The sequence below is a fragment of the Cupriavidus sp. LA-1 genome, from assembly GCF_055385985.1.
Genome location: NZ_AP031388.1, coordinates 2,584,364 through 2,608,773, shown reverse-complemented (window position 1 = coordinate 2,608,773; position 24,410 = coordinate 2,584,364). Strand labels below are relative to the sequence as shown.

14 protein-coding genes are annotated in these 24,410 nt (G+C 69.7%); 11 read left to right on the top strand and 3 right to left on the bottom strand.

Annotated features, from left to right (window positions below):
- Positions 1–18 precede the first annotated feature (18 nt).
- From glgB to treY, 6 genes are all read left to right on the top strand, one after another.
- On the top strand, positions 19–2,259 hold the full coding sequence (glgB, locus tag ACZ5MJ_RS30905; protein WP_464226655.1) for a 1,4-alpha-glucan branching protein GlgB: 2,241 nt from the start codon (positions 19–21) through the stop codon (positions 2,257–2,259).
- Positions 2,256–4,490: a glycogen debranching protein GlgX gene (glgX, locus tag ACZ5MJ_RS30900; RefSeq protein ID WP_464224826.1), complete on the top strand. Its 2,235-nt coding sequence runs from the start codon at positions 2,256–2,258 to the stop codon at positions 4,488–4,490. The genes glgB and glgX overlap by 4 nt, the downstream gene beginning before the upstream one ends.
- On the top strand, positions 4,487–6,763 hold the full coding sequence (gene malQ, locus ACZ5MJ_RS30895) for a 4-alpha-glucanotransferase (protein ID WP_464224825.1): 2,277 nt from the start codon (positions 4,487–4,489) through the stop codon (positions 6,761–6,763). Before glgX ends, malQ begins: the two co-directional genes overlap by 4 nt.
- Before the next feature lie 32 nt (positions 6,764–6,795).
- On the top strand, positions 6,796–9,339 hold the full coding sequence (locus tag ACZ5MJ_RS30890; RefSeq protein ID WP_464224824.1) for a glycogen/starch/alpha-glucan phosphorylase: 2,544 nt from the start codon (positions 6,796–6,798) through the stop codon (positions 9,337–9,339).
- Between the two features lie 234 nt (positions 9,340–9,573).
- Positions 9,574–11,565, top strand: coding sequence for a malto-oligosyltrehalose trehalohydrolase (gene treZ / locus ACZ5MJ_RS30885; protein WP_464224822.1), 1,992 nt, complete (start codon positions 9,574–9,576; stop codon positions 11,563–11,565).
- Positions 11,562–14,219 carry a malto-oligosyltrehalose synthase gene (gene treY, locus ACZ5MJ_RS30880; protein ID WP_464224821.1) on the top strand — a complete coding sequence of 886 codons (2,658 nt, stop codon included), beginning with the start codon at positions 11,562–11,564 and terminating at the stop codon, positions 14,217–14,219. The genes treZ and treY overlap by 4 nt, the downstream gene beginning before the upstream one ends.
- Before the next feature lie 4 nt (positions 14,220–14,223).
- Here the strand turns inward: treY and ACZ5MJ_RS30875 are convergent, their stop codons facing one another.
- On the bottom strand, positions 14,224–14,886 hold the full coding sequence (locus tag ACZ5MJ_RS30875; RefSeq protein WP_464224820.1) for a malto-oligosyltrehalose synthase: 663 nt from the start codon (positions 14,884–14,886) through the stop codon (positions 14,224–14,226).
- Between the two features lie 366 nt (positions 14,887–15,252).
- Between ACZ5MJ_RS30875 and ACZ5MJ_RS30870 the strand changes: the two genes are divergently transcribed.
- The 3 genes from ACZ5MJ_RS30870 to ACZ5MJ_RS30860 are packed head-to-tail and all read left to right on the top strand — an operon-like array spanning position 15,253 to position 16,089.
- Positions 15,253–15,414 (top strand): BON domain-containing protein, encoded by a 162-nt coding sequence (locus tag ACZ5MJ_RS30870; protein ID WP_464224819.1) that lies wholly within the window; start codon positions 15,253–15,255, stop codon positions 15,412–15,414.
- Between the two features lie 33 nt (positions 15,415–15,447).
- On the top strand, positions 15,448–15,675 hold the full coding sequence (locus ACZ5MJ_RS30865) for a hypothetical protein (protein WP_464224817.1): 228 nt from the start codon (positions 15,448–15,450) through the stop codon (positions 15,673–15,675).
- A 30-nt stretch (positions 15,676–15,705) separates the two neighbouring features.
- The gene (locus ACZ5MJ_RS30860; RefSeq protein ID WP_464224816.1) at positions 15,706–16,089 is read left to right on the top strand and encodes a hypothetical protein; all 384 of its coding nucleotides are present in this window, start codon (positions 15,706–15,708) and stop codon (positions 16,087–16,089) included.
- 179 nt (positions 16,090–16,268) lie between these two features.
- Here ACZ5MJ_RS30860 and uvrA read toward each other — a convergent pair whose 3' ends face one another.
- Positions 16,269–22,130 (bottom strand): excinuclease ABC subunit UvrA, encoded by a 5,862-nt coding sequence (uvrA, locus tag ACZ5MJ_RS30855; protein WP_464224815.1) that lies wholly within the window; start codon positions 22,128–22,130, stop codon positions 16,269–16,271.
- A gap of 223 nt (positions 22,131–22,353) precedes the next feature.
- Between uvrA and ACZ5MJ_RS30850 the strand changes: the two genes are divergently transcribed.
- Positions 22,354–22,632 (top strand): type II toxin-antitoxin system RelE/ParE family toxin, encoded by a 279-nt coding sequence (locus tag ACZ5MJ_RS30850; RefSeq protein WP_464224813.1) that lies wholly within the window; start codon positions 22,354–22,356, stop codon positions 22,630–22,632.
- Positions 22,633–22,643: 11 nt separating this feature from the next.
- Positions 22,644–22,985 carry a HigA family addiction module antitoxin gene (locus tag ACZ5MJ_RS30845; protein WP_464224812.1) on the top strand — a complete coding sequence of 114 codons (342 nt, stop codon included), beginning with the start codon at positions 22,644–22,646 and terminating at the stop codon, positions 22,983–22,985.
- Between the two features lie 49 nt (positions 22,986–23,034).
- On the opposite strand, the gene ACZ5MJ_RS30840 is transcribed toward ACZ5MJ_RS30845, so the two are convergent.
- On the bottom strand, positions 23,035–24,399 hold the full coding sequence (locus ACZ5MJ_RS30840) for a serine hydrolase domain-containing protein (RefSeq protein WP_464224811.1): 1,365 nt from the start codon (positions 24,397–24,399) through the stop codon (positions 23,035–23,037).
- Positions 24,400–24,410: the final 11 nt, after the last annotated feature.

Here is a 24,410-nt window from a genome sequence, read left to right as displayed (position 1 = left end):
ACCGGCACGCAAGCCGGGATGCTGCCGGGCCCTGAACTCGATGCCCTGCTGGGTGCGCGCCACGCCGACCCGTTTGCGGTGCTGGGCCCGCATCCTGACGGCGACGGCACGCTGGTGCGCGCCTGCCTGCCGGGCGCGGCATCGGCGCAGCTGGCCGATGCCAGCGGATCGCCGCTGGTGGAAATGGCGCGGCTGCATGGCGGCGGCGTCTTCGCCGCACGCCTGCCGCGCGCACAGAATGCCGATGCGGCCGGCTACCGGCTGCGCGTGCAATGGTCCGACGGGACCGAGGAATGCAGCGCCGACCCCTACGCCTTCGGCCTGCTGCTGGGCGAGCTGGACCTGCACCTGATCGCCGAGGGCCGCCATTTTGAACTGGGCACCTGCCTCGGCGCGCAATGGCAGCGCGTGGACGGCATCGACGGCGTGCGCTTCGCGGTCTGGGCACCCAACGCGCGGCGCGTGTCGGTGATCGCGGACTTCAACGGCTGGCATCCGGCGCGGCACCCGATGCGGCTGCGCCATCCCAGCGGTATCTGGGAGCTGTTCGTCCCTGCCGCACTGGGCGCGCAGCCGGGCAGCCGCTACAAGTACGACCTGCTCGACCCGCACGGCACCGAACTGCCCGACAAGGCCGACCCGCTGGCGCAGGCCACCGAGGCGCCGCCCGCCACCGCATCGGTCGTCGCCGGCCCGGGGCAAGGCGCGCCGCCGTTCACCTGGCACGACGCCGGCTGGATGGCACGCCGCGAAGCCGCCAACCCTTACAGCGCGCCGATGTCCGTCTACGAAGTCCATGTGCTGTCCTGGCTGCGCGCCGCCAACGACCCGCAACGCGGCTGGGAAATCCTGGCCGACCGGCTGGTGCCTTATGTGCAGGAGCTTGGCTTCACCCATATCGAGCTGCTGCCCGTCACCGAGCACCCGTTCGGCGGCTCCTGGGGCTACCAGCCGCTGTCGCTGTATGCGCCCACCGCGCGCCTGGGCCCGCCGCAGGCCTTCGCCGGCTTTATCGACCGCTGCCACGAGGCCGGCATCGGCGTGATCCTGGACTGGGTACCGGCGCACTTCCCCACCGATCCGCACGGGCTGGCGCGCTTCGACGGCACCGCGCTGTACGAGCACAAGGACCCGCGCGAAGGCTTGCACCAGGACTGGAACACGCTGATCTACAACCTCGGCCGCAACGAGGTGCGTGGCTTCCTGCTGGCCGGCGCGCTGCACTGGCTGGAGCACTTCCACGCCGACGGCCTGCGCGTCGACGCCGTGGCATCCATGCTCTACCGCGACTACAGCCGACAGCCCGGCCAGTGGGTACCGAACCGCTTCGGCGGCCGCGAGAACCTGGAAGCCGTGGACTTCCTGCGCGAGCTCAATGCCGTGGTCCATGAGCGCTGCCCCGGCGCGCTGACCATCGCCGAGGAGTCCACCGCATGGCCCGGCGTGACCGCCAGCGTCGCCAGCGGCGGGCTCGGCTTCGACTTCAAATGGAATATGGGGTGGATGCACGATACGCTGCGTTACCTGGGCCATGTGCCCGTCCACCGCGCCTGGCACCACCAGGACATGACCTTCGGCCTGGTCTATGCCTGGTCCGAGGCCTTCGTGCTGCCGCTGTCGCACGACGAGGTGGTGCACGGCAAGGGCTCGATGATCGGCAAGGTGCCCGGCGACGACTGGCAGCGCTTTGCCGGCCTGCGTGCCTACTACGGCTTCATGTGGACGCACCCGGGCAAGAAGCTCCTGTTCATGGGCGGCGAGCTGGCGCAGTGGCAGGAATGGAACCACGATGCCGAGCTCGACTGGCCGCTGCTGGACCAGCCCATGCACCGCGGCGTGCATACGCTGGTACGCGACCTGAACCGCCTTTACCGGGAACTGCCCGCGCTGCATGCGCTGGACCACAGCCCCGAGGGCTTCCAATGGGTGGTGGGCGACGACAACCACAACAGCGTGTTCGCATGGCTGCGCCGCGCCGGCGCCGACAGCCGCGAGGTGGTGCTGGTGGTGGTCAACATGACCCCGGTGCCGCGCTACAGCTACCGGCTCGGGGTGCCGTATGGCGGCACCTGGCAGGAATGCATGAACACCGATGCGGCCGTGTATGGCGGCGGCAATGCCGGCAACGGCGGCGCGGTGGCGGCGGTGGACGTGCCGTCGCACGGCCAGCCGGCTTCGCTCGCGCTGACGCTGCCGCCGCTGGCCACGCTGGTGCTGCGCTTCGATCAGACCAGTGGTACCCAGGGCGCATCGCCATGACCCGCCAGTTTGCCGACCGGCTGCTGCCCGGCAAGCCATTTCCCCTGGGTGCCCATTGGGACGGCCTGGGGGTCAATTTCGCGGTGTTCTCGGCCCACGCCGCGCGCATCGACCTGTGCCTGTTCTCCGACAACGGCCGCAAGGAGCTGGCGCGCCTGCGGCTGCCGGAATGCACCGACGAGATCTGGCACGGCTATCTGCCGAACGCCGCGCTGGGCACGCTGTACGGCTACCGCGCGCACGGCCCTTACGATCCCGCTCACGGGCACCGCTTCAACCCGCACAAGCTGCTGCTGGACCCGTATGCGCGCCAGCTGAGCGGACCGGTGCGCTGGTCGGATGCGCTGTTCGGCTACCGCCTGCAAAGCGCGCGCGGCGACCTCACGCCGGACCGCCGCGACAGCGCCCCGACCATGCCGAAAGCGGTGGTCGTGGACGAAAGCTTCCACTGGGGCGACGATCGCCCGCCCGCGGTGCCGTGGCCCGCCACCGTCATCTACGAGGCCCACCTGCGCGGCCTGTCGATGCTGCGCGGCGACCTGCTGCCCCATTTGCGCGGCAGCTTCGCCGCGCTGTGCGACCCGCGCTTCATCGACCACCTGCTGCAGCTTGGGGTGACCACCGTCGAGCTGCTGCCGGTGCACGCCATCCTGCAGGACCGCTTCCTGCTGGAGCGCGGCCTGCGCAACTACTGGGGCTACAACACCATGGCGTACTTTGCACCGGAGCCGGCCTATCTCGGCACCGGCCAGCTGCAGGAGTGCAAGGTGGCGATGCGGCGCCTGCACGCCGCCGGCATCGAAGTGATCCTGGATGTGGTCTACAACCACACCTGCGAAGGCAACGAACTGGGGCCGACGGTGTCCTGGCGCGGGCTGGACAACGCCAGCTACTACCGGCTGATGCCGGGCGACGAGCGCCACTACATCAATGACACCGGCTGCGGCAATACCCTCAACCTGTCGCATCCGCGCGTGCTGCAGATGGTGCTGGACTCGCTGCGCTACTGGGTGCAGTGCTACCACGCCGACGGCTTCCGCTTTGACCTGGGCAGCACGCTGGGGCGCGAGGGCAACGGCTTCGACGCGGGCTCGGGCTTCTTCGATGCGCTGATGCAGGACCCGTTGCTGAGCCGCGTCAAGCTGATCTCCGAGCCGTGGGACCTGGGCCCCGGCGGCTACCAGCTGGGCAACCACCCGCCGGGCTTTGCCGAGTGGAACGACAAGTTCCGCGACGTGACGCGCCGCTTCTGGCGCGGCGATGCGGGCCACCGCGGCGAACTGGCGGCGCGGCTGGCGGCCTCGGCCGACCTGTTCGACCGACGGCACCGGCGCCCGTGGGCCAGCATCAACTTCATCACCGCGCACGATGGCTTCACCCTGGCCGACCTGGTCAGCTACAGCAGCAAGCACAACGAGGCCAACGGCGAAGACAACCGCGACGGCACCGACGACAACGCCAGCGCCAACTGGAGCCCGGACGGCAGCATCGAAGGCCCCACCGAAGATCCCGGGATCCTGACGCGGCGCCAGCGCGTGGCGCAGGCGCTGATGGCCACGCTGCTGCTGTCGCAGGGCACGCCCATGCTGACCGCCGGCGACGAATGGGGCCGCGGCCAGCGCGGCAACAACAACGCCTACTGCCAGGACAACGAGATCTCGTGGCTGGACTGGAAGCAGGCCCAGACGCCCGGCGCGCAGCCGCTGCAGCACATGGTACGCCGCCTGCTGGCCCTGCGCCGGCGGCTGCATTCCCTGGCCGGCGACCGCTTTGCGCACGGGCGCGAGGAACCGGCGCATGGCATCGCCGACATTGCGTGGTTCGATACCGGCGGCATGCCGCCCACCCCCGAGGCATGGGCCGACCCGGAGATCCGCACGCTCGCGCTGCGCCGCGCGGCCGCGCCGCCCCAACCGGAGCGCACGCAGCTGGGCTCGCTGGCACAGGGGGAAGAGATCGATGCTGACACTGTGCAGGTAACGCTGCTTCTGCTCAACGCCGGCGATGCCGAGGCATCCTTCCTGCTGCCCGAGCCCGTGCTGGCGTGGGCGCTGCTGTTCGACAGCAGCCGGCCAGACGCCACCGAGGCCGAGCTAGCCGGCCAGGCGGTCGCCGGCAGCCAGGCGGTCGCGGGCCACTCGCTGGTGCTGCTGGCGGCGCAGGCCCGCAGCCGCCATAGCCCGCCCCAGGAAAGCCCGCCCCTGGGCGCGCCGCAGGAGATACAGGCGTGAGCCCGCGCGCCACCCGCCACGCCGCCCCCACGCCGCTGCATGCGCTGGCGCTGCGCGCGGGCCTGCTGCCGCAGTGGACGGATGCCTGGAACCAGCCCCGGACGGTCTCCGACGCCGCGCTGCGGCGCGTGCTGGACGGGCTGGGCCTGCCTGGCGCCACCACCGGCCAGTGCGAAGCGTCGCGCGCGTGGCTTGCCTCCGACGACGCCGCGCACGCGCTGCCGCCGCTGGTAACCGCCGAGCGCGGCAAGCCGGTGGCGGTGCCTTGGCCGCATACGCTGCCGCAGCGCGCCTACCGGCTGACGCTGGAGGACGGCGCCATCGTCACTGGCACCGCGGTGCGCGGCAACGATGACAGCGCGCGCGACAGCGGCGGTGCCATGCTGCTGCCGGCCATCGACGTTTGCGGCTACCACCGCCTGGAGCTGGGCGATGCGCACACCGTGCTGGCGGTCGCGCCGCCGCGCTGCTACGGCGTTGCCGATGCCCTGCGCCACGCCGGCCGCGCGGGCGAGCGGTCCCGGCCCTGGGGCCTGGCGGTGCAGCTCTACAGCCTGCGCCGCGGCGCGCCCTGCGGCATGGGCGACCTGAGTGCGCTGGCGCAGTGCTGCCTCAGCGCCGCCGGGGCCCGCGCCGACGCCGTGGCCATCAACCCGCTGCACGCCGGCTTTGCCGCGCTTCCCGAACGCTATAGCCCCTATGCGCCGTCCAGCCGGTTGTTCCTGAATCCGCTCTATGCCGACCCCGCCGCGCAGTTCGGGCAGGCCGCGCTGGACGCGGCCATCGCCGCGCTGGGCGCGGGCGAGGCCCTGGCCGCGCTGGAAGCGCGCAGCGAGATCGACTGGATCGCGCTGGCGCCGCTGCGCTACGCCATCGTGCGCTGGCTCTGGGAGCGCCGCGGGACCCTGCTGGCGCGCGCGGCGCTCGACGACTGCGCCGCCTTTCGCGCGCGCGGCGGCACCGCGCTGCATGCGCACGCCTGCTACGAGGCGATCCAGGCCCAGCGCCTGGCCGACAGCGCCAACGGCACCAACCACAACGCCGCGCCGGACTGGCGCTGCTGGCCGGTCACGCTGCGCTCGCCCGCCGACGCCGCCGTGGCGGCCTTTGCGCAGGCCCATGCCGACGAGGTTGCCTATCACGCCTTCCTGCAATGGATCGCCGCAGACGGCATGGCACGCGCGCAGCGTGCGGCGTGCGACGCGGGCATGGCGGTCGGCATCGTTTGCGACCTGGCGGTGGGCGCCGACCCCGGCGGCAGCCAGGCCTGGACGCGGCAACAGGAAATCCTGGCAGGCTTCCATGCCGGCGCGCCGCCGGACCTGTACAACCCGCTCGGGCAGGACTGGGGTGTGGCGGTGTTCTCGCCGCGCGGGCTGCGCCGCAACGGCTACGCTGCCTTCCTGGAGATGCTGCGCGCCAACCTGGCCCATGCCGGCGGGCTGCGCATCGACCATGTGCTGGGCCTGGCACGCATGTGGCTGGTGCCGGCCGGTGCGCCGGCGAGCGACGGCGCCTACCTGCGCTACCCGCTGCAGGACATGCTGCGGCTGGTGGCGCTGGAGTCATGGCGGCACCGTGCCATCATCATCGGCGAGAACCTGGGCACGGTGCCGCCGGAGCTGAATGCGGCGCTGTCGGCGCGTGGCGTGCTGGGCATCGACGTGCTGTGGTTCCAGCGCGACGAGCACGCGCCCGCCGATGCGGCGCAGGCAGCCCAGCGGGTGCCCGACCCGGCGGCCGACACGGTCCCGGCCTTCCTGCCACCCACGGCCTGGCCGCCCGATGCCGTCGCCACCACCTCGACGCACGACCTCCCCACGGTCACCGGCTGGTGGGTGGGCCGTGACCTGGCGTGGCGCGACCGGCTGCGCCTGCTGCCGCCCGGCGAGACTGCCGAACAGGCGCAAGCCGGCCGTGCGCGCGAGCGCAGTGCGCTATGGCAGGCGTTGTGCGCGGCGGGGCTGTGCCGCGGCGCCGAGCCAGGCCCCGCCCATGCCCCGCTCGATGCCGTGCTGGCGTGGCTGGGCACGGCGCGCACCGCCATGCGCCTGGTCCCGCTGGAAGACCTGCTGGGGGAAGCCGAGCAGCCCAACCTGCCCGGCACCACCAGCGTCCATCCCAACTGGCAGCGCAGGCTCGATGCCGACGTGCGTGCGCTGTTCGATACCCCGGCGGTACGCGCACGGGCCGATGCCGTGCGTGGCGCCAAAAGTGCCGTGCGCGAGACCAGCGCCGCGATCCGTCCACGCGCGCATCGCACCATCCGCTAAGCTTGACCCACCCCCATGCGCAGGAGCCCGCCATGACGGAAGCCTTCCGCCCCGAGCATGCCGACGACACCCGTACCGCGCTGTCCGGTGCCAGCCTGCGCCGGGCCTTTCTTGACCACGTGTTCCATACCCAAGGCAAGCTGCCTGGCCATGCCAGCCAGAACGACCTCTACCAGGCGGCCGCGCATACCGTGCGCGACCGCCTGGTGCAGCGCTGGATCAGCACCGCCGAGGCCTACCTGGGCCAGCCCTCGCGCACGGTCGCCTACCTGTCGGCCGAGTTCCTGATGGGCCCGCACCTGGGCAACAACCTGATCAACCTGGGCATCTTCAACGAGGTCCGCGAGGCCATGGCCGCGGCCGGGCTCGATCTCGGCCGCATCCTGGACCAGGAGGTCGAGCCGGGGCTGGGCAACGGCGGCCTGGGCCGGCTGGCGGCCTGCTTCATGGATTCGCTGGCGACGCTGGAAATTCCCGCGCTCGGCTATGGCATCCGCTACGAATACGGCATCTTCCAGCAGACCATCATGGACGGCATGCAGGTGGAGAAGACCGATACCTGGCTGCGCAACGGCAATCCATGGGAGATCCAGCGCTCGGAATGGGCGGTGCAGGTACGCCTGGGCGGGCATACCGAGCACTACACCGACGATCGCGGCCACTACCGCGTACGCTGGGTGCCGGCCAAGACCGTGGTGGGCGTGCCGTTCGACTCGCCGATCCTGGGCTACCGCGTCAATACCGTCAACACCCTGCGGCTATGGCGCGCGGACGCCACCGAGGCATTCGACTTCCATACCTTCAACCGCGGCGACTACCTGGGCGCGGTCAGCAAGAAGGTCACCTCGGAGAACCTGACCAAGGTCCTCTACCCCAACGACGAGACCAGCCAGGGCAAGGAGCTGCGGCTGGAGCAGCAGTACTTCTTCGTCGCCTGTTCGCTGCAGGACATGCTGCGGCTGCTGGCCGTCGACGGCATCCCGGTGACGCGCTTCCACGAGAAGTTCGCGGTGCAGCTCAATGACACCCACCCGGCGGTGGGCATTGCCGAGCTGATGCGGCTGCTCGTCGATGACCATGACCTGCCCTGGAACGAGGCCTGGCAGATCACGCAGAATGCCTTTGCCTACACCAACCACACGCTGCTGCCCGAGGCGCTGGAGCAGTGGCCGCTGCCGCTGTTTGGCCAGGTGCTGCCGCGCCACCTCGAGATCATCCTGGAGATCAACGCACGCTTCCTGGACGAGGTGCGGATCCGCTTCTACGGCGACGAATCGCGCCTGGCGCGGCTCTCGCTGATCGGTGAAAACGGCGAACGGCAGGTGCGCATGGCCAACCTGGCGTGCGTGGGCAGCCACGCCATCAACGGCGTGGCCGAACTGCACTCGCGGCTGATGCGCGAGGACGTGCTCAAGGATTTCTACGACATGTGGCCGGAGAAATTCACCAGCATCACCAACGGCGTGACCCCGCGGCGCTGGCTGGCGCTGTCCAACCCGCGCATGACACGGCTGGTGTCGGACGCGATCGGCGAGGGCTGGATCTCGGACCTGGAGCAACTGCGCGCGCTCGAACCCCATGCGGACGACGCCGGCTTCCGCGAGCAATGGCAGGCCGTGCGGCTGGCCAACAAGACCGACCTGGCGCAACTGATCCGCGACACCACCGGCGTGGTGGTCGACCCTTCGTCCATGTTCGACGTGATGGTCAAGCGCATCCACGAATACAAGCGCCAGCATCTGGCCGTGCTGCATGTGATTGCGCTGTATCACCGCCTCAAGTCCGACCCCGGCGCGCAGATCCCGCCGCGCACCTTCCTGTTCGGCGGCAAGGCGGCGCCCGGCTATGCCTACGCCAAGCTGATGATCCGCTTCATCACCTCGGTGGCCGACGTGGTCAACCGCGACCCGCAGGTGCGCGACCGGCTCAAGGTGGTGTTCCTGCCCAACTTCAATGTCACCTACGGGCAGCGCATCTACCCGGCGGCGGACCTGGCCGAGCAGATCTCGCTGGCGGGCAAGGAGGCCTCCGGCACCGGCAACATGAAGTTCGCGATGAATGGCGCACTGAATATCGGCACCATGGACGGCGCCAATATCGAGCTGCGCGAGGCCGTGGGCAGCGACAATTTCTTCCCGTTCGGCCTGACCGCGCCCGAAGTCTATGCGCTGCGTGCCAACGGTTATGACCCCGCGGCCTACTACCACAGCAACCCGCAGCTGCGCGCGGTGATCGACCTGGTCCAGCAGGGATTTTTCTCGCGCGGCGACCCGGCGCTGTTCCGTCCGTTGTTCAACCCCCAGCAGGGGCACGACCCCTACCTGCTGATGGCGGATTTTGCCTCTTACATGGAATGCCAGCAGCTGGTATCGGATGTGTTTGCCGATCCGCAGCGCTGGCAGCGCATGTCAGTGCTGTCGTGCGCACGCTCGGGCAGATTTTCCTCGGACCGGGCGATCCGCGAGTATTGCGAGCGCATCTGGAAGGTCGAACCCGTGCCGGTGCGCCTGCTGCACCACGCCAGCGGCACAAGCTGGGATGTGGAGTCCGGCGCGCACGGCCCGCGCGCCGCCTGAGGCACGCAGCTTTGCCGCTGGCCTGGCGAGGTTGACGGAGTGGGAAATTGCACGGTCGCCGTGCCTGGGTAGTTTCTACAATGGCCCATGTAACTAGGCCGGCCACGCACTTGTCCTCTGGCCGGTTGCCCCACCCGCGCATGCGCAGTCTGCTGGCATGGGGATCGCATGGCGTCAGGGCTGGCCGTCGTCGCCCGGAAGCGGTCCGAATACGCCAGAAGGCAGGAGCCGAATTTGACTGTCAACCCGTTTCTTCCCGTCACCGGCGCCAGGTCCGCATCGCCCAGCCTGGCCCCGCGCGACTGCTTTGCAGCGCCTGCCGCACCTGCCTTCTGCTCCGGCGACGAACGCCTGCAGGACTACCTGTTCGGACCGGCCTGGCTGCCCGACGGGCGCGTGCGTTTCCGGCTGTGGGCGCCGGATGCGGCCGAACACGGGCAAGCCGTGCGGCTGGAAATCGCCGGACTGGGTCCGGCGCATATGGCCTGCGGCCCCAACGGCTGGTTCGAGGCCATTGTTCCCTGCTGCAAAGACGCTCGCTACTGGTTCCGGCTTGACGATGGCACGATCGTGCCGGACCCGGCATCGCGCGGGCAGGCCGACGACGTGCACGGACCCAGCATCGTGCCCGCCCCCGACGCCGCCGGCACGTTCGCATGGACATGCCCCGACTGGCGCGGGCGCCCGTGGCACGAAGCCTGCATCTATGAAATGCACGTGGGCCTGTGTGGCGGCTTTGCGGGCGCTGCGCAGCAGTTGCCGCGGCTGGCCGCGCTGGGCTTCACCGCGGTGGAGCTGATGCCGGTCGCCGAGTTTCCCGGCACGCGCAACTGGGGCTACGACGGCGTGCTTCCCTTTGCGCCGGAGTCCGGCTACGGCACGCCGGACGAACTGCGCGCACTGGTCGACTGCGCACACCAGCTCGGCCTGATGGTGCTGCTCGACGTGGTCTACAACCATTTCGGGCCCGAGGGCAATTACCTGCACCGCTACGCCAGCGCATTTTTCCGTGCCGACCGGCAGACCCCGTGGGGCCCGGCCATCGATTTCCGCCAGCCGCAGGTGCGGCGCTTCTTCACCGAGAATGCGCGCTACTGGCTGGAGCAGTTCCGCTTCGACGGCTTGCGGCTCGATGCCGTGCACGCCATCGACGATGAAGGCTGGCTGGCGGCGCTGCCGGGCGAACTGCGCGCCATGCTGGCCGCGGGCGACAGCGCCAACCGCCATCTCCACCTCGTGCTGGAAAACGACAACAACGATGCCGGCCTGCTGGCCGCGGGCTATGACGCGCAGTGGAACGACGACGCCCACCATGCGTTGCACGTGCTGCTGACCCGTGAAGAAGACGGCTATTACCGCGACTACACCTCCTGCCGGGAGGCCGAGGGTGAGGCGCCTGCGGCCTCGGTGGCGATCGCCCGCGGCCAGCCTGCGCTGCGTCACCTGGCGCGCGTGCTGGGCGAGGGCTTTGCCTACCAGGGCGAGTTGTCCTGCTTTCGCTCTGCCGCGGCGCACGACGTGCGTCGCGGCCAGCCCAGTGCGCACCTGCCGCCCACGGCCTTTGTCTGCTTCCTGCAGAACCATGACCAGGCCGGCAACCGCGCGTTGGGCGAGCGGCTGGCCAGCCTGGCGGATCGCGACGCACTGCGCGCCGCCGTGGCGCTGCAGCTGCTGTGCCCGCAGGTGCCGCTGGTGTTCATGGGCGAGGAGACCGGCACGCAGCGGCCCTTCCTGTACTTCACCAGCCATCCGCCGGAACTGGCCCGCGCCGTGCGCGACGGGCGCCGCCGCGAGTTCGCCGCCACCGCCGCCTTCCGCGACGATGCGCGCGCCGCGGCGATCCCCGACCCCAACGACCCGGCCACCTTCGAAGCCTCGCGCCCCGAACTCGAGGATGACGGAGACTGGACGCCGTACTACCGCGAACTGCTGGCCGTGCGGCGCCGCGAGCTGCTGCACCGGCTGGCCGGCTGCCAGAGCGCCGGCGTCGATATCCTGGGCCCGGCGGCACTGTGCGCGCGCTGGCGCCTGACGGACGGCATGGAACTGAGCCTGTGGCTGAACCTGGGCAGCGACGCCGTGCCGTGCACGCGCCCGTGCCGCGACATGAGCACCGCACTGCATGAAAGCGTCGCCGGCGCGGCCGCCGCATTGTCGGCCGGCATGTTGCCGCCGCGCGCCTGCGTCGCCACCGTGTGCGAGCCCGCGGCGGCGCGCTCAAGATGATGTCCGAGCGCGCGCCGGAAGCCCTGCCGCGCGCCACCGCCCGGCTGCAGCTGCACCCGGGATTCACCTTTGCCGATGCTGCCGGCGTGGTCGGCTACTACGCCGCGCTCGGCGTCAGCCACCTGTACCTGTCGCCGGTCTGCTGCGCGCGGCCAGGCTCCACCCATGGCTATGACGTCACGGACTTCACCCGCGTGCGCGCCGAACTGGGCGGCGAATCCGGCCTGAAGGCGCTGGCTGCGCGCGCCCGCGACGCCGGCCTCGGCCTGGTCCTCGATATCGTGCCCAACCATATGGCGGCCGATGCCACCCACAACGGCTGGTGGCGCGACGTGCTGACGCACGGCCGCGCCAGCCGCTTTGCCGCGTGCTTCGACATCGACTGGACCTCGCGCGACCCGGCGCTGCACGGCAAGGTGCTGCTGCCGATCCTGGGCCAGTCCTACTGGGACACGATGGTCGCCGGCGAACTGCGCTGGGTCCCCGCGAGTGGCGATGCGCCCGCCCACCTGCGCTACTTCGATCACTCGCTGCCGCTCGCGCCGGGCAGCGTGGATGCCGGGGCCGAAACCAGCCGGCCGGTCTGGTACGACACCACGCAGGCCGAAGGCCGCAGCCGGCTCCATGCGCTGCTGGAGCGCCAGCACTACCGGCTGGCCTGGTGGCGCACCGCAGCCGCCGCACTGAACTGGCGGCGCTTCTTCGAAATCAGCGACCTGGTGGGCGTGCGCGAGGAAGACCCCCAGGTGTTCGACGCCGTCCACACACTGGTTCTCCGCCTGCTGGGCGAAGGCTGGATCGACGGCGTGCGCGTGGACCATGTCGACGGCCTGGCCGATCCCGCTGGCTACTGCCGCAGGCTGCGCGCCGAACTGGACCGCCACGCCGCCGCGCGCCCGCCGCTGCTGCGGCTTGAACACCCGTGGCTGGTGGTCGAGAAGATCCTGGGCCCGTACGAGCGTCTGGCGCCGGACTGGCAGGTGCACGGCACCACCGGCTACGACTTCATGGATGACGTCGCCGCCGTGCTGCACGACGGCAACGGCGAGGCGCCGCTGGGCGCGCTGTGGGCCTCCGTCAGTGGCGACACACGATCCTGTGCCGCGCATGTCGAGGCCGCGCGGCGCCAGGTGCTGGCGCGGCACCTGGTGACGGAGTTCGAAGGCCTCGCCGCCGGCCTGCACGACTGCGCGGAGCAGGAACCCGGCACCCGCGACCTGACCCGCGCAGCGCTGCGGCGCGCGCTGGCGGCACTGATGGCGGCCGTGCCGCTCTACCGCAGCTACTTCGATGCGCAACCCGCCGAACGCGATGCCGCCGCGGCCCATGCCGATGCCGCCATGCTGGACCAGGCCATCCAGGCGGCGCGCGCCGGCCTGGCCCCCGATGAGGCCGTCGCGCTGGCCTTTATCGGCGGCTGTTTGCGCACGGCCGCACCCGCCGACAGCGAAACCGGGGCGCTGCGCCGCCGCCTGCAGCAGCTGATGCCGGCGCTGGCGGCCAAGGCTGGCGAAGACACCGTCTTCTACCGCTATGGCCGGCTGTTGTCGCGCAACGAGGTGGGCAGCGATCCGGGCCGCCTGGCGATGCCGCCCGCACAGTTCCACGCACGCATGGCCGCGCGCCGCCTGGCCTGCCCCGATGCCATGCTGGCCACCGCGACCCACGACCACAAGCGCGGTGAAGACGCGCGCATGCGCCTGGCCGTGCTGAGCGAGGTGCCTGGCGCCTGGGCCGACGCCGTGGCCGCATGGGAGTGCGAATGCGCGCCCCTGCTGTCCACCCTGCCGCTGGCGCCGGACCCTGGCGACCGGCTGATGCTGTACCAGACCCTGATCGGCGCGTGGCCGATGGAAGACATCGGCCACCTGGCGGACACCAGCGCCATCGAGGCCTTGCTTGCGCGCGTGTCCGCGTGGCAGCTCAAGGCCATCCGCGAAGCCAAGCGCCACGGCAACTGGACCTGTCCCGATACGGAATACGAAGCTGCCTGCGAAGCCTTCCTGCGTGGTATTGCCGCAGCCTGGCCACAGGGCGTGCTGGCGCAGATCGGCCAGTTTGCGCAACGCATTGCCGTGGCCGGCGCCGTGAACAGCCTGGCGCAGGTGCTGGTGCAGCTGACCGCGCCGGGTATCCCTGACCGCTACCAGGGCTGCGAAAGCTGGGACCTGAGCCTGGTGGACCCGGACAACCGGCGCCAGCCGGACTATGCGCGGCTGCAGGCGCGCCTGGGTTGCAGCGCAGGCTGGGCACACTGGCTGGCGCACTGGCGCGACGGGCGCATCAAGCAGCAGCTGGTGCGCCAGGTGCTGGCCGTGCGCCGCGCGCAACCCGCGCTCTTTGCCGAAGGCCAATACGACATGCTGTCCACGCAGGGGGCGCTGGTACCCCAGGTGCTGGCCTTTGCGCGCACCACGGACGCGTGCCAGGCCATCACGGTGGTGACACGGCTGGCCAGCGCGCGGGTAGATCCGACCGTACCGCGCATTCCGCCCGCAAGCTGGGGCGACACCACGCTGAACGTGGGGGCGCCCCAGCACAGCCGCTGGACCGATGCGCTGACCGGCCATGCGCTCGACGCGCCCATGGGCCGGCTGCGGCTGCGCGAGGTGCTGGGCGGCTTGCCGGTGGCACTGCTGCTGCGCGAGCCCTGATCGCTCAGGACGCCTGCGGCGGCGTCGTCTGCCCCACGACCGGCGTCAGCGGCCCATGCGGATGGAGCGGCACGCCATGCGGTGCCGCACGTGGCATCGCATGCGGCGCGGCATGGCCATGCTGCGGTGGGTGTGCATCGTCCTGCGGCTCGCGCGCTGCCTGGTTTGGAGAAGCACTGCGGTCCTGCGGCAGGTAGGGCCGGATCACGACGGCAACGTAATCGTCTTCCTTCGGCGTCACGACGATATACGCCAGGCCCGAGATCACCAGGCCGACTTCGCCCAGTTCGGTGGCGATACGCGCCACGATAAAGCGCTGCAACAGCAGCGGGTTGACGCTGTCGTCAATCGCAAGCGCGGCCGTGCAGATGGTCAGGAAGCAGCGCTCGACCTCGCGGCACACGACCACCACCTCATCGATGGCATAGCCGGCGCGGCTGGCGCGGACCAGCACGGAAACGCCCGAGCTGGGCGCGGCGCGGTGCCAGCCGGGCTCGACCTTGAAGCTGGGCAGGGCAAGGCCGGAGCCGGTGTCCTGCGCGACGGTATTGAAGCGCTGGGCGAAGTCCGACGGCGTGATCGCAAGCAACTGGCGCTCCACCGGCGCCGAAGATACCGCGACGGAGGAGGCCAGGACCACGGTGGACAGAATGCTGGCTAAGTTCATAGCTACCTCGCAACGGATGATCAGCTCCCCCCGGCTGCGCTGTCAGGCCCGTCGGCACGCGGGGCACACAGGTGCCGCCGCGGCAATGGGGCCGGCGCTGCGGACTGTGCTCGGCCGGCACATGCCGCACGCCAGTTATTGCCAGCATTTCCTTCACTATAGACAGGACCGCAAACAAGCACAGGACGCGACACAGGCGGTACGCCACGCCGGGCCTGCAGTTTCTGCAATGGCTGCAAAAGGCACGGCGTTTGCGCCACAAGGTCCGTGTCCCTGACTGCGTCGCAAGGCGCACAGGCGGCGGCCAGGCGCATCGCAGGGCCGCCCCGGCCGATGCCAAGGCACATGGCTCGGCGGGAACGACGCTTGCAGAAGCCGGCCAGGATCCGCGTATCCACCACCGAGGGCGTGGTCAAGCCGGAAGGTACCGTGCGCGACGAGAAACAGCGTACGATGGCAATGGAACTGGCGCGTTCGGTGCGCGGCGTGAGTGCCGTATCCGATGAACTGCGCGCCGGTACCGACTGAGCGGCAGCGCCATGCAACCTCCATGGAGACACCATGAGCACCCATCGCCAGCCCGACCACGACACCACCCGTCGCCGCAGCGAGCCGCGCGATCCGCACAAGGGTGGCCCGGACACCGAGCATGAGCGCGGCAAGCCCGGGCGCGACCGGCGCCACCATGTCGAGCACGAGCATGACATCCCCGACGAGGACCGCGAGCCGCCTTCGGTCAGGCACCCCGGCAAGCCCGAGGACAGCCAGCAGCCAGTGGAGAACTACTGAATCCGACCGACCAACCGGACAGGAGGCACCATGAGCAAGACCGTACGTACCCGCCGCACCGGTGCGCGCCACGGTGACCGCGTGGGCGGCGCAGCGCCTGCGCCGCGCGAAGGCGCACAGGCCTCGGCCGGCCGCCGTTCGCGCGAGAACACTGCGTCCGGTGCCGCGCGCGCCGACGCCGGCTATATCCCCAGCACGCTCGACCCCGATCTCGAACTGGAAACCGACGATATCGGGGAAGAAATCGAGGAGCGCGAGCATGAGGCCCACACGGCGCAGGACGAGGAGAGCCCTGAGGAAGAGATCGCCGATGAAGTCATGCATGCTGCCGAAGACCTGCCGGCCGAAGTGCCGGCCGACAAGGCCGACCACACCGACCAGCGCGAGGAACACCCGCCCCGTCTACCGCGATAATCCGCGCTGGGCAAGGCCGCTGCCAAGAACCCGAGCAACCCGAAACAAGGCGTGGGTATCGCCCGGGTCACGCGCCTGGGCAGGATTCATGGTTATCTCCGTTCGGGCGCAATGTGCGCGCCGGTAGCCATGGGCAAGCGAAAGGCGTACCCGTACGCCCCTCGCCGCACCAGGTCTTCCTATGCGATGCCGACCTTGCCGGTCTCCGCATTGCCGCGCGCCAGCACCGGCACCAACGCCGCCCCGGTATGGCTGGCCTTGTTGCGTGACAGGGCCTCGGGATCGGCCGCGCCGACAATGGTGCCGCCGCCCGCCCCGCCTTCGGGACCGAGGTCGATGATCCAGTCGGCCTCGGCAATCACGTCGAGGTCATGCTCGATCACCACCACGCTGTGCCCGCCATCCGTGAGCCGGTGCAGCACGCGGATCAGGCGCGCCACGTCGGCCATGTGCAGGCCCACGGTGGGCTCGTCCAGCACGTACAGCGTGTGCGGCGCCTTCTGGCCGCGGCGCGTGATGTCGTCGCGCACCTTGCTCAGCTCGGTGACCAGCTTGATGCGCTGCGCCTCGCCGCCCGACAGCGTTGGCGATGGCTGGCCCAGCGTCAGGTAGCCCAGGCCCACGTCTTTCATCAGCTGCAGCGGATGGGCGATGTTCGACATGGCGGAGAAGAACGCCACCGCCTCGTCGATCTCCATCGTCAGCACGTCGCCGATATTCTTGCCGCGCCAGGTCACCGCCAGGGTCTCGGGGTTGAAGCGCTGGCCGTGACAGACATCGCACGGCACCTTCACGTCCGGCAGGAAGCTCATGCCGATGGTGCGCACGCCCTGCCCTTCGCATGCCGGACAGCGCCCGTCGCCGGTGTTGAACGAGAAGCGCGACGCGCTGTAGCCACGTGCGCGCGCCTCCAGCGTATCGGCGAAGAGCCGGCGGATGGTGTCCCACACGCCGATATAAGTGGCCGGGCACGAGCGCGGCGTCTTGCCGATCGGGGTCTGGTCCACTTCGAGCACGCGGTCGATCGACTCCCAGCCGGTGATGGCATCGCAGCCGTGCCAGTTGTGCTCGATATTGAGCGGCTTCCTGGCGGCTGACTTCGCTGCCTTGGCCGCATCCTTCGCCGCATTGCGCGCGCGGCGCGTGGCCGGCGACGACAGCACCGAACGCCCCACCGCATCGAGCAGGTTGGTCATCAGCACATCGCGCGCCAGCGTGGACTTGCCCGAACCGGACACGCCGGTGATGGCCACCAGCCGCGACAGCGGAATGCGCGCCGTCACCTTGCGCAGGTTATGCAGCGACGCGCCGTGCACGGTCAGCCATTCCGGCGGATCGGCCGGCTTGCCGGCGGCGCCGGGCTTCACCGTGCGCCGGGCCTGCAGCGGATGGATGATCGGGTGCGCCAGGAACTGGCCAGTGGTGGAGTCCGGCGCCGCGGACAGTTCAGCCACGCCGCCCTGCGCCACCAGCGTGCCGCCGCGTTTGCCCGCGCCGGGGCCGATGTCGATGATATGGTCGGCGCGGCGGATCGTGTCTTCGTCGTGCTCGACCACCACCAGCGTATTGCCCTTGTCGCCGAGCTTGCGCAGCGCATCCAGCAGGATCTGGTTGTCGCGCGGATGCAGGCCGATGGTGGGCTCGTCCAGCACGTAGCAGACGCCCTGCAGGTTGCTGCCCAGCTGCGCGGCCAGGCGGATGCGCTGGGCCTCGCCGCCAGACAGGCTCGGCGCGGCGCGGTCCAGGCTCAGGTAGCCCAGCCCCACTTCTTCCAGAAACTGCAGGCGGCTGCCGATCTCGCTGATCACATCGCGCGCGATCTCGGCATCGCGCCCGGCCAGGCGCAGGCCATCGACCCAGCGGCGGGTATCGGACACGGTCCACTGGGCCACGTCGACAATGGCGTTCTCATCGAAGGTCACCGCGCGCGCCACCAGGTTCAGGCGCGTGCCATGGCAGTCCGGGCACGGCGTATCGACCACGCCTTCAGGTTCCTGCTCTTCCGACGGCAGGCTCTGCTCGCGGCCGCGGTTGTCTTCGACCAGCACGGTATCGTCGAACGCCGCGCGCTGTTCGCGCGTCAGCGCCAGCCCGGTGCCCACGCAGGTGGTGCACCAGCCGTGCTTGCTGTTGTACGAGAACATGCGCGGGTCCAGCTCAGGATAGCTGGTGCCGCACACCGGGCAGGCACGCCTGGTCGAGAACACCTTGACCTCGCCCACATGCGCGGTGCCACCGTTGTGCATGGCATCGTGCAGGCCGTCCAGCGGTGCCAGCAGGTGCATCACGCCCTTGCCGGCCTCAAGCGCCTGCGCCAGCAGCGCGCGCAGCTCGGCCTCGTTGTCGGGCGAGACCACCAGGTCGCCCACCGGCAGCTCGATGGTGTGCTCGCGGAAGCGGTCCAGCCGTGGCCACGGATCGACCGGCAGGAATTCGCCGTCGACGCGCAGGTGCGTATTGCCGCGTGCCTTGGCCCACTTGGCCAAGTCCGTATAGACGCCCTTGCGGTTGACCACCAGCGGCGCCAGCATCCCCACGTGCTGGCCGCGATGGTCGCGCAGCAGCTGCGCGGCGATCGACTCCGGGCTCTGCGACGTCACCGGCGCGCCGTCATGCACGCAATGCTGGATGCCCAGCTTGACGTACAGCAGGCGCAGGAAGTGCCAGACCTCGGAAGTGGTCGCCACCGTGCTCTTGCGGCCGCCGCGCGACAGGCGCTGCTCGATCGCCACCGTGGGCGGGATGCCATAGACCGCGTCGACCTCGGGCCGGCCCGCCGGCTGCACGATGGAGCGTGCATAGGCGTTGAGCGATTCCAGGTAGCGGCGCTGGCCTTCGTGGAACAGGATGTCGAAGGCCAGCGTCGACTTGCCCGATCCGGACACGCCGGTGACGACGTTGAACTTGCCGTGCGGGATATCGACGTTGAGCGCCTTCAGGTTATGCTCATGCGCATTGACGATGCGCACCACGTCCTCGCCCTCCACCTCGCGGCGCGCGCGCCGTGCCTGCAACGCGGCCTGCAGCGGCACGCCTTCGATCCCGGCGCGCTCGGCGGCCAGCGTGCCGGCCTGGCCCAGCGCCGCGTCATAGTGGATCAGCGCCTGGCCGGTATGCGATTCGGCGCAGCGCTTCACGTCTTCCGGGGTGCCGGTGCAGACCACGCGCCCGCCGGCATCGCCGCCCTCGGGGCCAAGGTCGATCAGCCAGTCGGCGGCGCGGATCACGTCAAGGTTGTGCTCGATCACGATCAGAGAATGGCCGCCGTCCAGCAGCTTGCCGAAGGCGCGCATCAGCTTGGCGATATCGTCGAAGTGCAAACCCGTGGTCGGCTCGTCGAACATGAACAGGCGGCGCGGCATGGCGCTGGGACGGGTTCTGGACGGCGTTGCCTGCGCGGCTTCGGCAAGGAAGCCGGCCAGCTTCAGGCGCTGCGCCTCGCCGCCCGACAGCGTCGGCACGGGCTGGCCCAGCTTCACGTACTCGAGGCCCACGTCGACAATGGGCTGCAGCACGCGCAGCACCGCGGGGTCCGCGGCAAAGCAGGCGGCGGCTTCGCTGACGGTCAGCTCCAGCACGTCGGCAATGCTCAGCAGGCGCGGCAGCTGGCCCGGGGCCGCTCGCTCGATCTTCACCTCCAGCACTTCCGGGCGGTAGCGGGTGCCGTCGCAGTCCGGGCAGCGCAGGTAGACGTCGCTCAGGAACTGCATCTCGACATGCTCGAAGCCCGAGCCGCCGCAGGTCGGGCAACGCCCGTCGCCCGAGTTGAAGCTGAAGGTGCCAGCGGTATAACTGCGCTGCAGCGCCAGCGGCGCCTTGGCGAAGATCTTGCGGATCTCGTCGAACGCGCCAACGTAGCTGGCCGGGTTGGAACGCGCCGTCTTGCCAATCGGCGACTGGTCGACAAAGACCACATCGTCGACCAGCTCCGCGCCGGTCAGCTTGCGATATGCGCCCGGCGATTCGGTGGCCTTGCCGAAGTGCCGCGCCATGGCCGGATGCAGCACGTCCTGCAGCAGCGTGGACTTGCCCGAACCCGACACACCGGTCACGCATACCAGCCGCTGCAGCGGGATCTCGACCGTGACGTCCTGCAGGTTGTGCTCGGTGGCGCCTTCCAGCACGATGCGCGGCAGTTGGGCATCCACCGGCCGGCGCTGCCAGTGCGAAGCATCGGCCACGCGCCGGCGCCCGCCCAGGTATTCGCCGGTCAGCGTGCCGGCATTGCGGATATCCGCCGGCGCGCCGTCGAAGATGATATTGCCGCCACGCTCGCCCGGGCCAGGGCCCATGTCGATCAGGCGGTCGGCGGCCAGCATCACGGACGGGTCGTGCTCGACCACCACCAGCGTGTTGCCCGCGTCGCGCAGCCGGTGCATGGCCTCGACAATGCGATTCAGGTCGCGCGGGTGCAGGCCAATGCTGGGCTCATCCAGCACAAACAACGTGTTGACCAGCGAGGTGCCCAGCGCCGTGGTCAGGTTGATGCGCTGCACCTCGCCGCCGGACAGCGTGCGGCTCTGGCGGTCCAGCGTCAGGTAGCCCAAACCCACGTCGCACAGGTATTTCAGGCGCGTGCGCACCTCGGCCAGCAGCAGCTTGAGGGCATCGTCCAGCATCGCGCTGGGCAGGGTCAGGTCGTCGAAGAAGCGGCGGATGCGCTCGATCGGCAGCAGCATCAGGTCATGCACGGTCAGGCCGGGCAGCGCCTCCAGTTGCGTGCGATCCCAGTCCACCCCGCGCGGCAGGAAGCGGCGCGGGGGCGCCAGCACGGCATCGGCATTGTCCTTCGAGCCCAGGCGCCACAGCAGCGACTCGGTCTTCAGGCGCGCGCCGCCGCAGGTATCGCACGGCGTGTAGCTGCGGTACTTCGACAGCAGCACGCGGATGTGCATCTTGTAGGCCTTCGACTCCAGGTAGTTGAAGAACCGCATCACGCCGTACCAGTGCTTGTTCCACTGGCCGTTCCAGTCCGGCGAGCCATGGATGACCCAGTGGCGCTCAGCCTCGGTCAGCTCCGCCCACGGCGTGTCGCGCGGAATGCCGGCTTTGGCGGCGTAGCGCATCAGGTCATCCTGGCACTCCTTCCAGGCCGGAGTCTGCATCGGCTTGATCGCGCCGCCGCGCAGCGTCTTGCGCGAGTCCGGGATCACCAGCCCAAGGTCGACGCCGATCACGCGGCCAAAGCCACGGCAGGTCTCGCACGCACCGTAGGCGGAGTTGAATGAGAACAGCGCCGGCTGCGGGTCGGCATAGCGCAGGTCGCTGTCCGGGCTGTGCAGGCCGGTCGAGAAGCGCCATACCGGGCCGTCATCGCCATCGGTCAGCACATTGATATTGACGCGCCCGCCGCCGCGCTTGAGCGAGGCCTCGATGGCCTCGACCACGCGCACCTTCTCGGCGTTGCCGATGCGGAACCGGTCCGCCACCACGTCGAGCACCTTGCGCGCGCCCGTGGGCGACTGCACCACGCGCTGCGCCTGCACGCGGGTATAGCCGCTGACCGACAGCCACTGCTGGACTTCCTCGTCGGTGGCCGATTCCGGCAACTCCACCGGGAAGGTCACTACCAGGCGCGCGTCGTGGTGCGGCTGGCCCGCGGCCGTGCGCGCCACCAGTTCGGCATAGATGGTCTCGGGCGAGTCATGGCGCACCGGCTGCGCGGTCTGCTTGTCGAACAGTTCCGCCGCGCGCGCGTAGAGCAGCTTCAGGTGGTCGTTCAGCTCCGTCATCGTGCCCACGGTCGAACGCGAGCTGCGCACCGGGTTGGTCTGGTCGATGGCAATGGCCGGCGGCACCCCGTCCACGCGCTCCACCTGGGGCCGGTCCATCCGGTCCAGGAACTGGCGCGCGTAGGCGCTGAAGGTCTCGACGTAGCGGCGCTGCCCTTCGGCATAGAGCGTGTCAAACACCAGGCTGGATTTGCCCGAGCCGGACGGCCCGGTCACCACTGTCATCTCGCCGGGACGCAGGTCGAGATCGACATCCTTGAGGTTGTGCTGGCGGGCGCCGCGAATGCGGATTAGCTGCTTGCTCGACACGATTTCTCTTTCGAATCAGGACGTTAAGGGAGGGACGGGTGGGCGGCCCGACCACTGTACATCCATACAGTCTATCAGGTTGGAAAAGAATTGGTATCGATCGCGTCGCCTGGAATCAGACAAGTGACGGTGTGGCGTGAGAGCTGAGCGGCTTTGATGGATGCTCGCCCAGGCAATGCCTGGTTTTCGCTGAATTGCTATTTATCGATTACCGGTATACGATATGATCCAGTCATTCAGATGTTCCGACACCTTTGAGTTGTTCGCGGGCCGCTGTGTGCCGCGCTTCGCCCATGTCTGCGACGTGGCCAGGCGCAAGCTCACCATGCTTGACGATGCGATGACCCTGGAATACTTGCGTTCGCCGCCGGGCAACCGGCTGAAGTTGCTGAGCGGGGACCGCAAGGGCCGCTACAGCATCCGCATCAACAACCAGTGGCGGATTTGCTTCATCTGGACCCATGACGGCCCGGCGGCCGTCGAGATCATCGACTATCACTGAGGACTACAGCCATGGCCCAATTCAAGGACGGCATGCCGCCCATCCACCCGGGCGAAATCCTGCGCGAGGAATACCTGGTGCCGCTGAACATGAGCGCCAACGCGCTGGCGTTGGCCCTGCGCGTGACCGCGGCCCGCATCAATGAGATCGTGCGCGAGGAGCGCGGCATTACGCCGGACACGGCGCTGCGATTGGCGCGCTATTTCGGCGGCGACGCGCGCTCGTGGATGAACCTGCAGTTGCGCTATGACCTGAAGGTCGCAGAGCGCGACCACGGCGAGCGGATCAAGGCGGAAGTAGCGCCGCGCGATCCGGCGGCGGCGCAGGCGGGCCAATCGCCGCCAGCGGAGTAACAAGCCGGAATGGCCCGGGCGGCGTAGCCACGCTGCCCGGGCCATCGCCTTATCGCGTCAGCGAATCCGCCAGCGCCCGGAAGGCGCGGAACGTGATCGGATTGTTGGCCGCATTGCCGGCCACGGGGTGCGAGGCGTACCGCACGATGGTCAGCTCAGCCTTCGGGTCGATGTAGATGCGCTGGCCATGGATGCCGGCAGCCTGGAACATGCCGTGGCTGTCGTGCGAAACCCACCACATGTCGCGATAGCTCCAGCCCGGCAGCACCGGGGCGCTGGCGGACCAGGCAAACTGCTCGCGGTCGCCGCCGCGGCGGATATCCGCCACCACCGACGCCGGAATGATCTGCTTGCCGTTGAAGCGCCCGTTGCCGCGGATGGTCTCGCCAAAACGCGCGAGATCGCGCAGCGTGGTGTTCAGCCCGCCGCCGCCGGACTCGGTGCCGATGCTGTCCACGGTGAAATACGCATCCTGCTCCGCGCCCATCGGCTGCCAGATCCGTTCGGACAGCAGCCTGGCCAGCGACTGGCCCGAGGCGCGGCGCACGATCCAGGCCAGCACCTCGGCATTGACGGTCTTGTAGGCAAACACGGCATCGTGGCCGCCGTCCTTCTGCAGCGTTTTCAGGAAGTCATAGAAGGTCCCCGGTCCGCTGTAGCCGGCCGGGCGGGCCAGCATGCCGCCGGCGCGCGCATAGTCCCATACCTCTGCCTTGGGATCGGCATAGTCCTCGGAGTAGCGCACGCCGATGGTCATGTCCATGACCTGCCGTACGGTGGCGTCGCCGTAGGCGGTGCCGGCCATCTCGGGCAGGTAGCGCGTCACCGGCGCGGCCGGATCCAGCTTGCCTTCGGCCGCCAGCATCGCGGCCAGCGTGCCGACGAACGACTTCGTCACCGACATGGCGATATGGGGCGTATGGCCGTCAAGTGCGCCGAAGTAGCGCTCATAGATGACCTTGCCCTTGTGCATCACCAGGATGCCGTCGGTATAGGTCAGGGCCAGCATCTCGTCGAAGGTCCGGCGCGTGCCGTCGGCATCGGTGAACGGCACCGCGCCGATATCCCGCTCCGCGCGCGGCAGCGCACTGGCGGGACCGGCGCCGCGCCAGACGGACGCGGTCGGGACCAGTTCACGGATGTGCGAGAACAGCCAGCGGTTGCGCGGAAACCTGTCGGCGCCCGGCACATGCGTGATCTGCTTGTCCGGCGGCGGCGGAAACCCCTGCATCCAGCCCAGGCGGTTCGGGTCGGTTTCCAGCGCGGCGGCAACCGTCGGCACCGCGGCGGCCGGCGCTGGCGCAGCGGCGCTCGCTGCACTCTGGCTCCAGGCCGGCAGGCTCGCCGCGCACAGCGCCAGGCATGCCAGGCGGCGCCACGGCCGCGACGATTCCGGATGGGTCTTCAACGACATGCTGTCTCCTT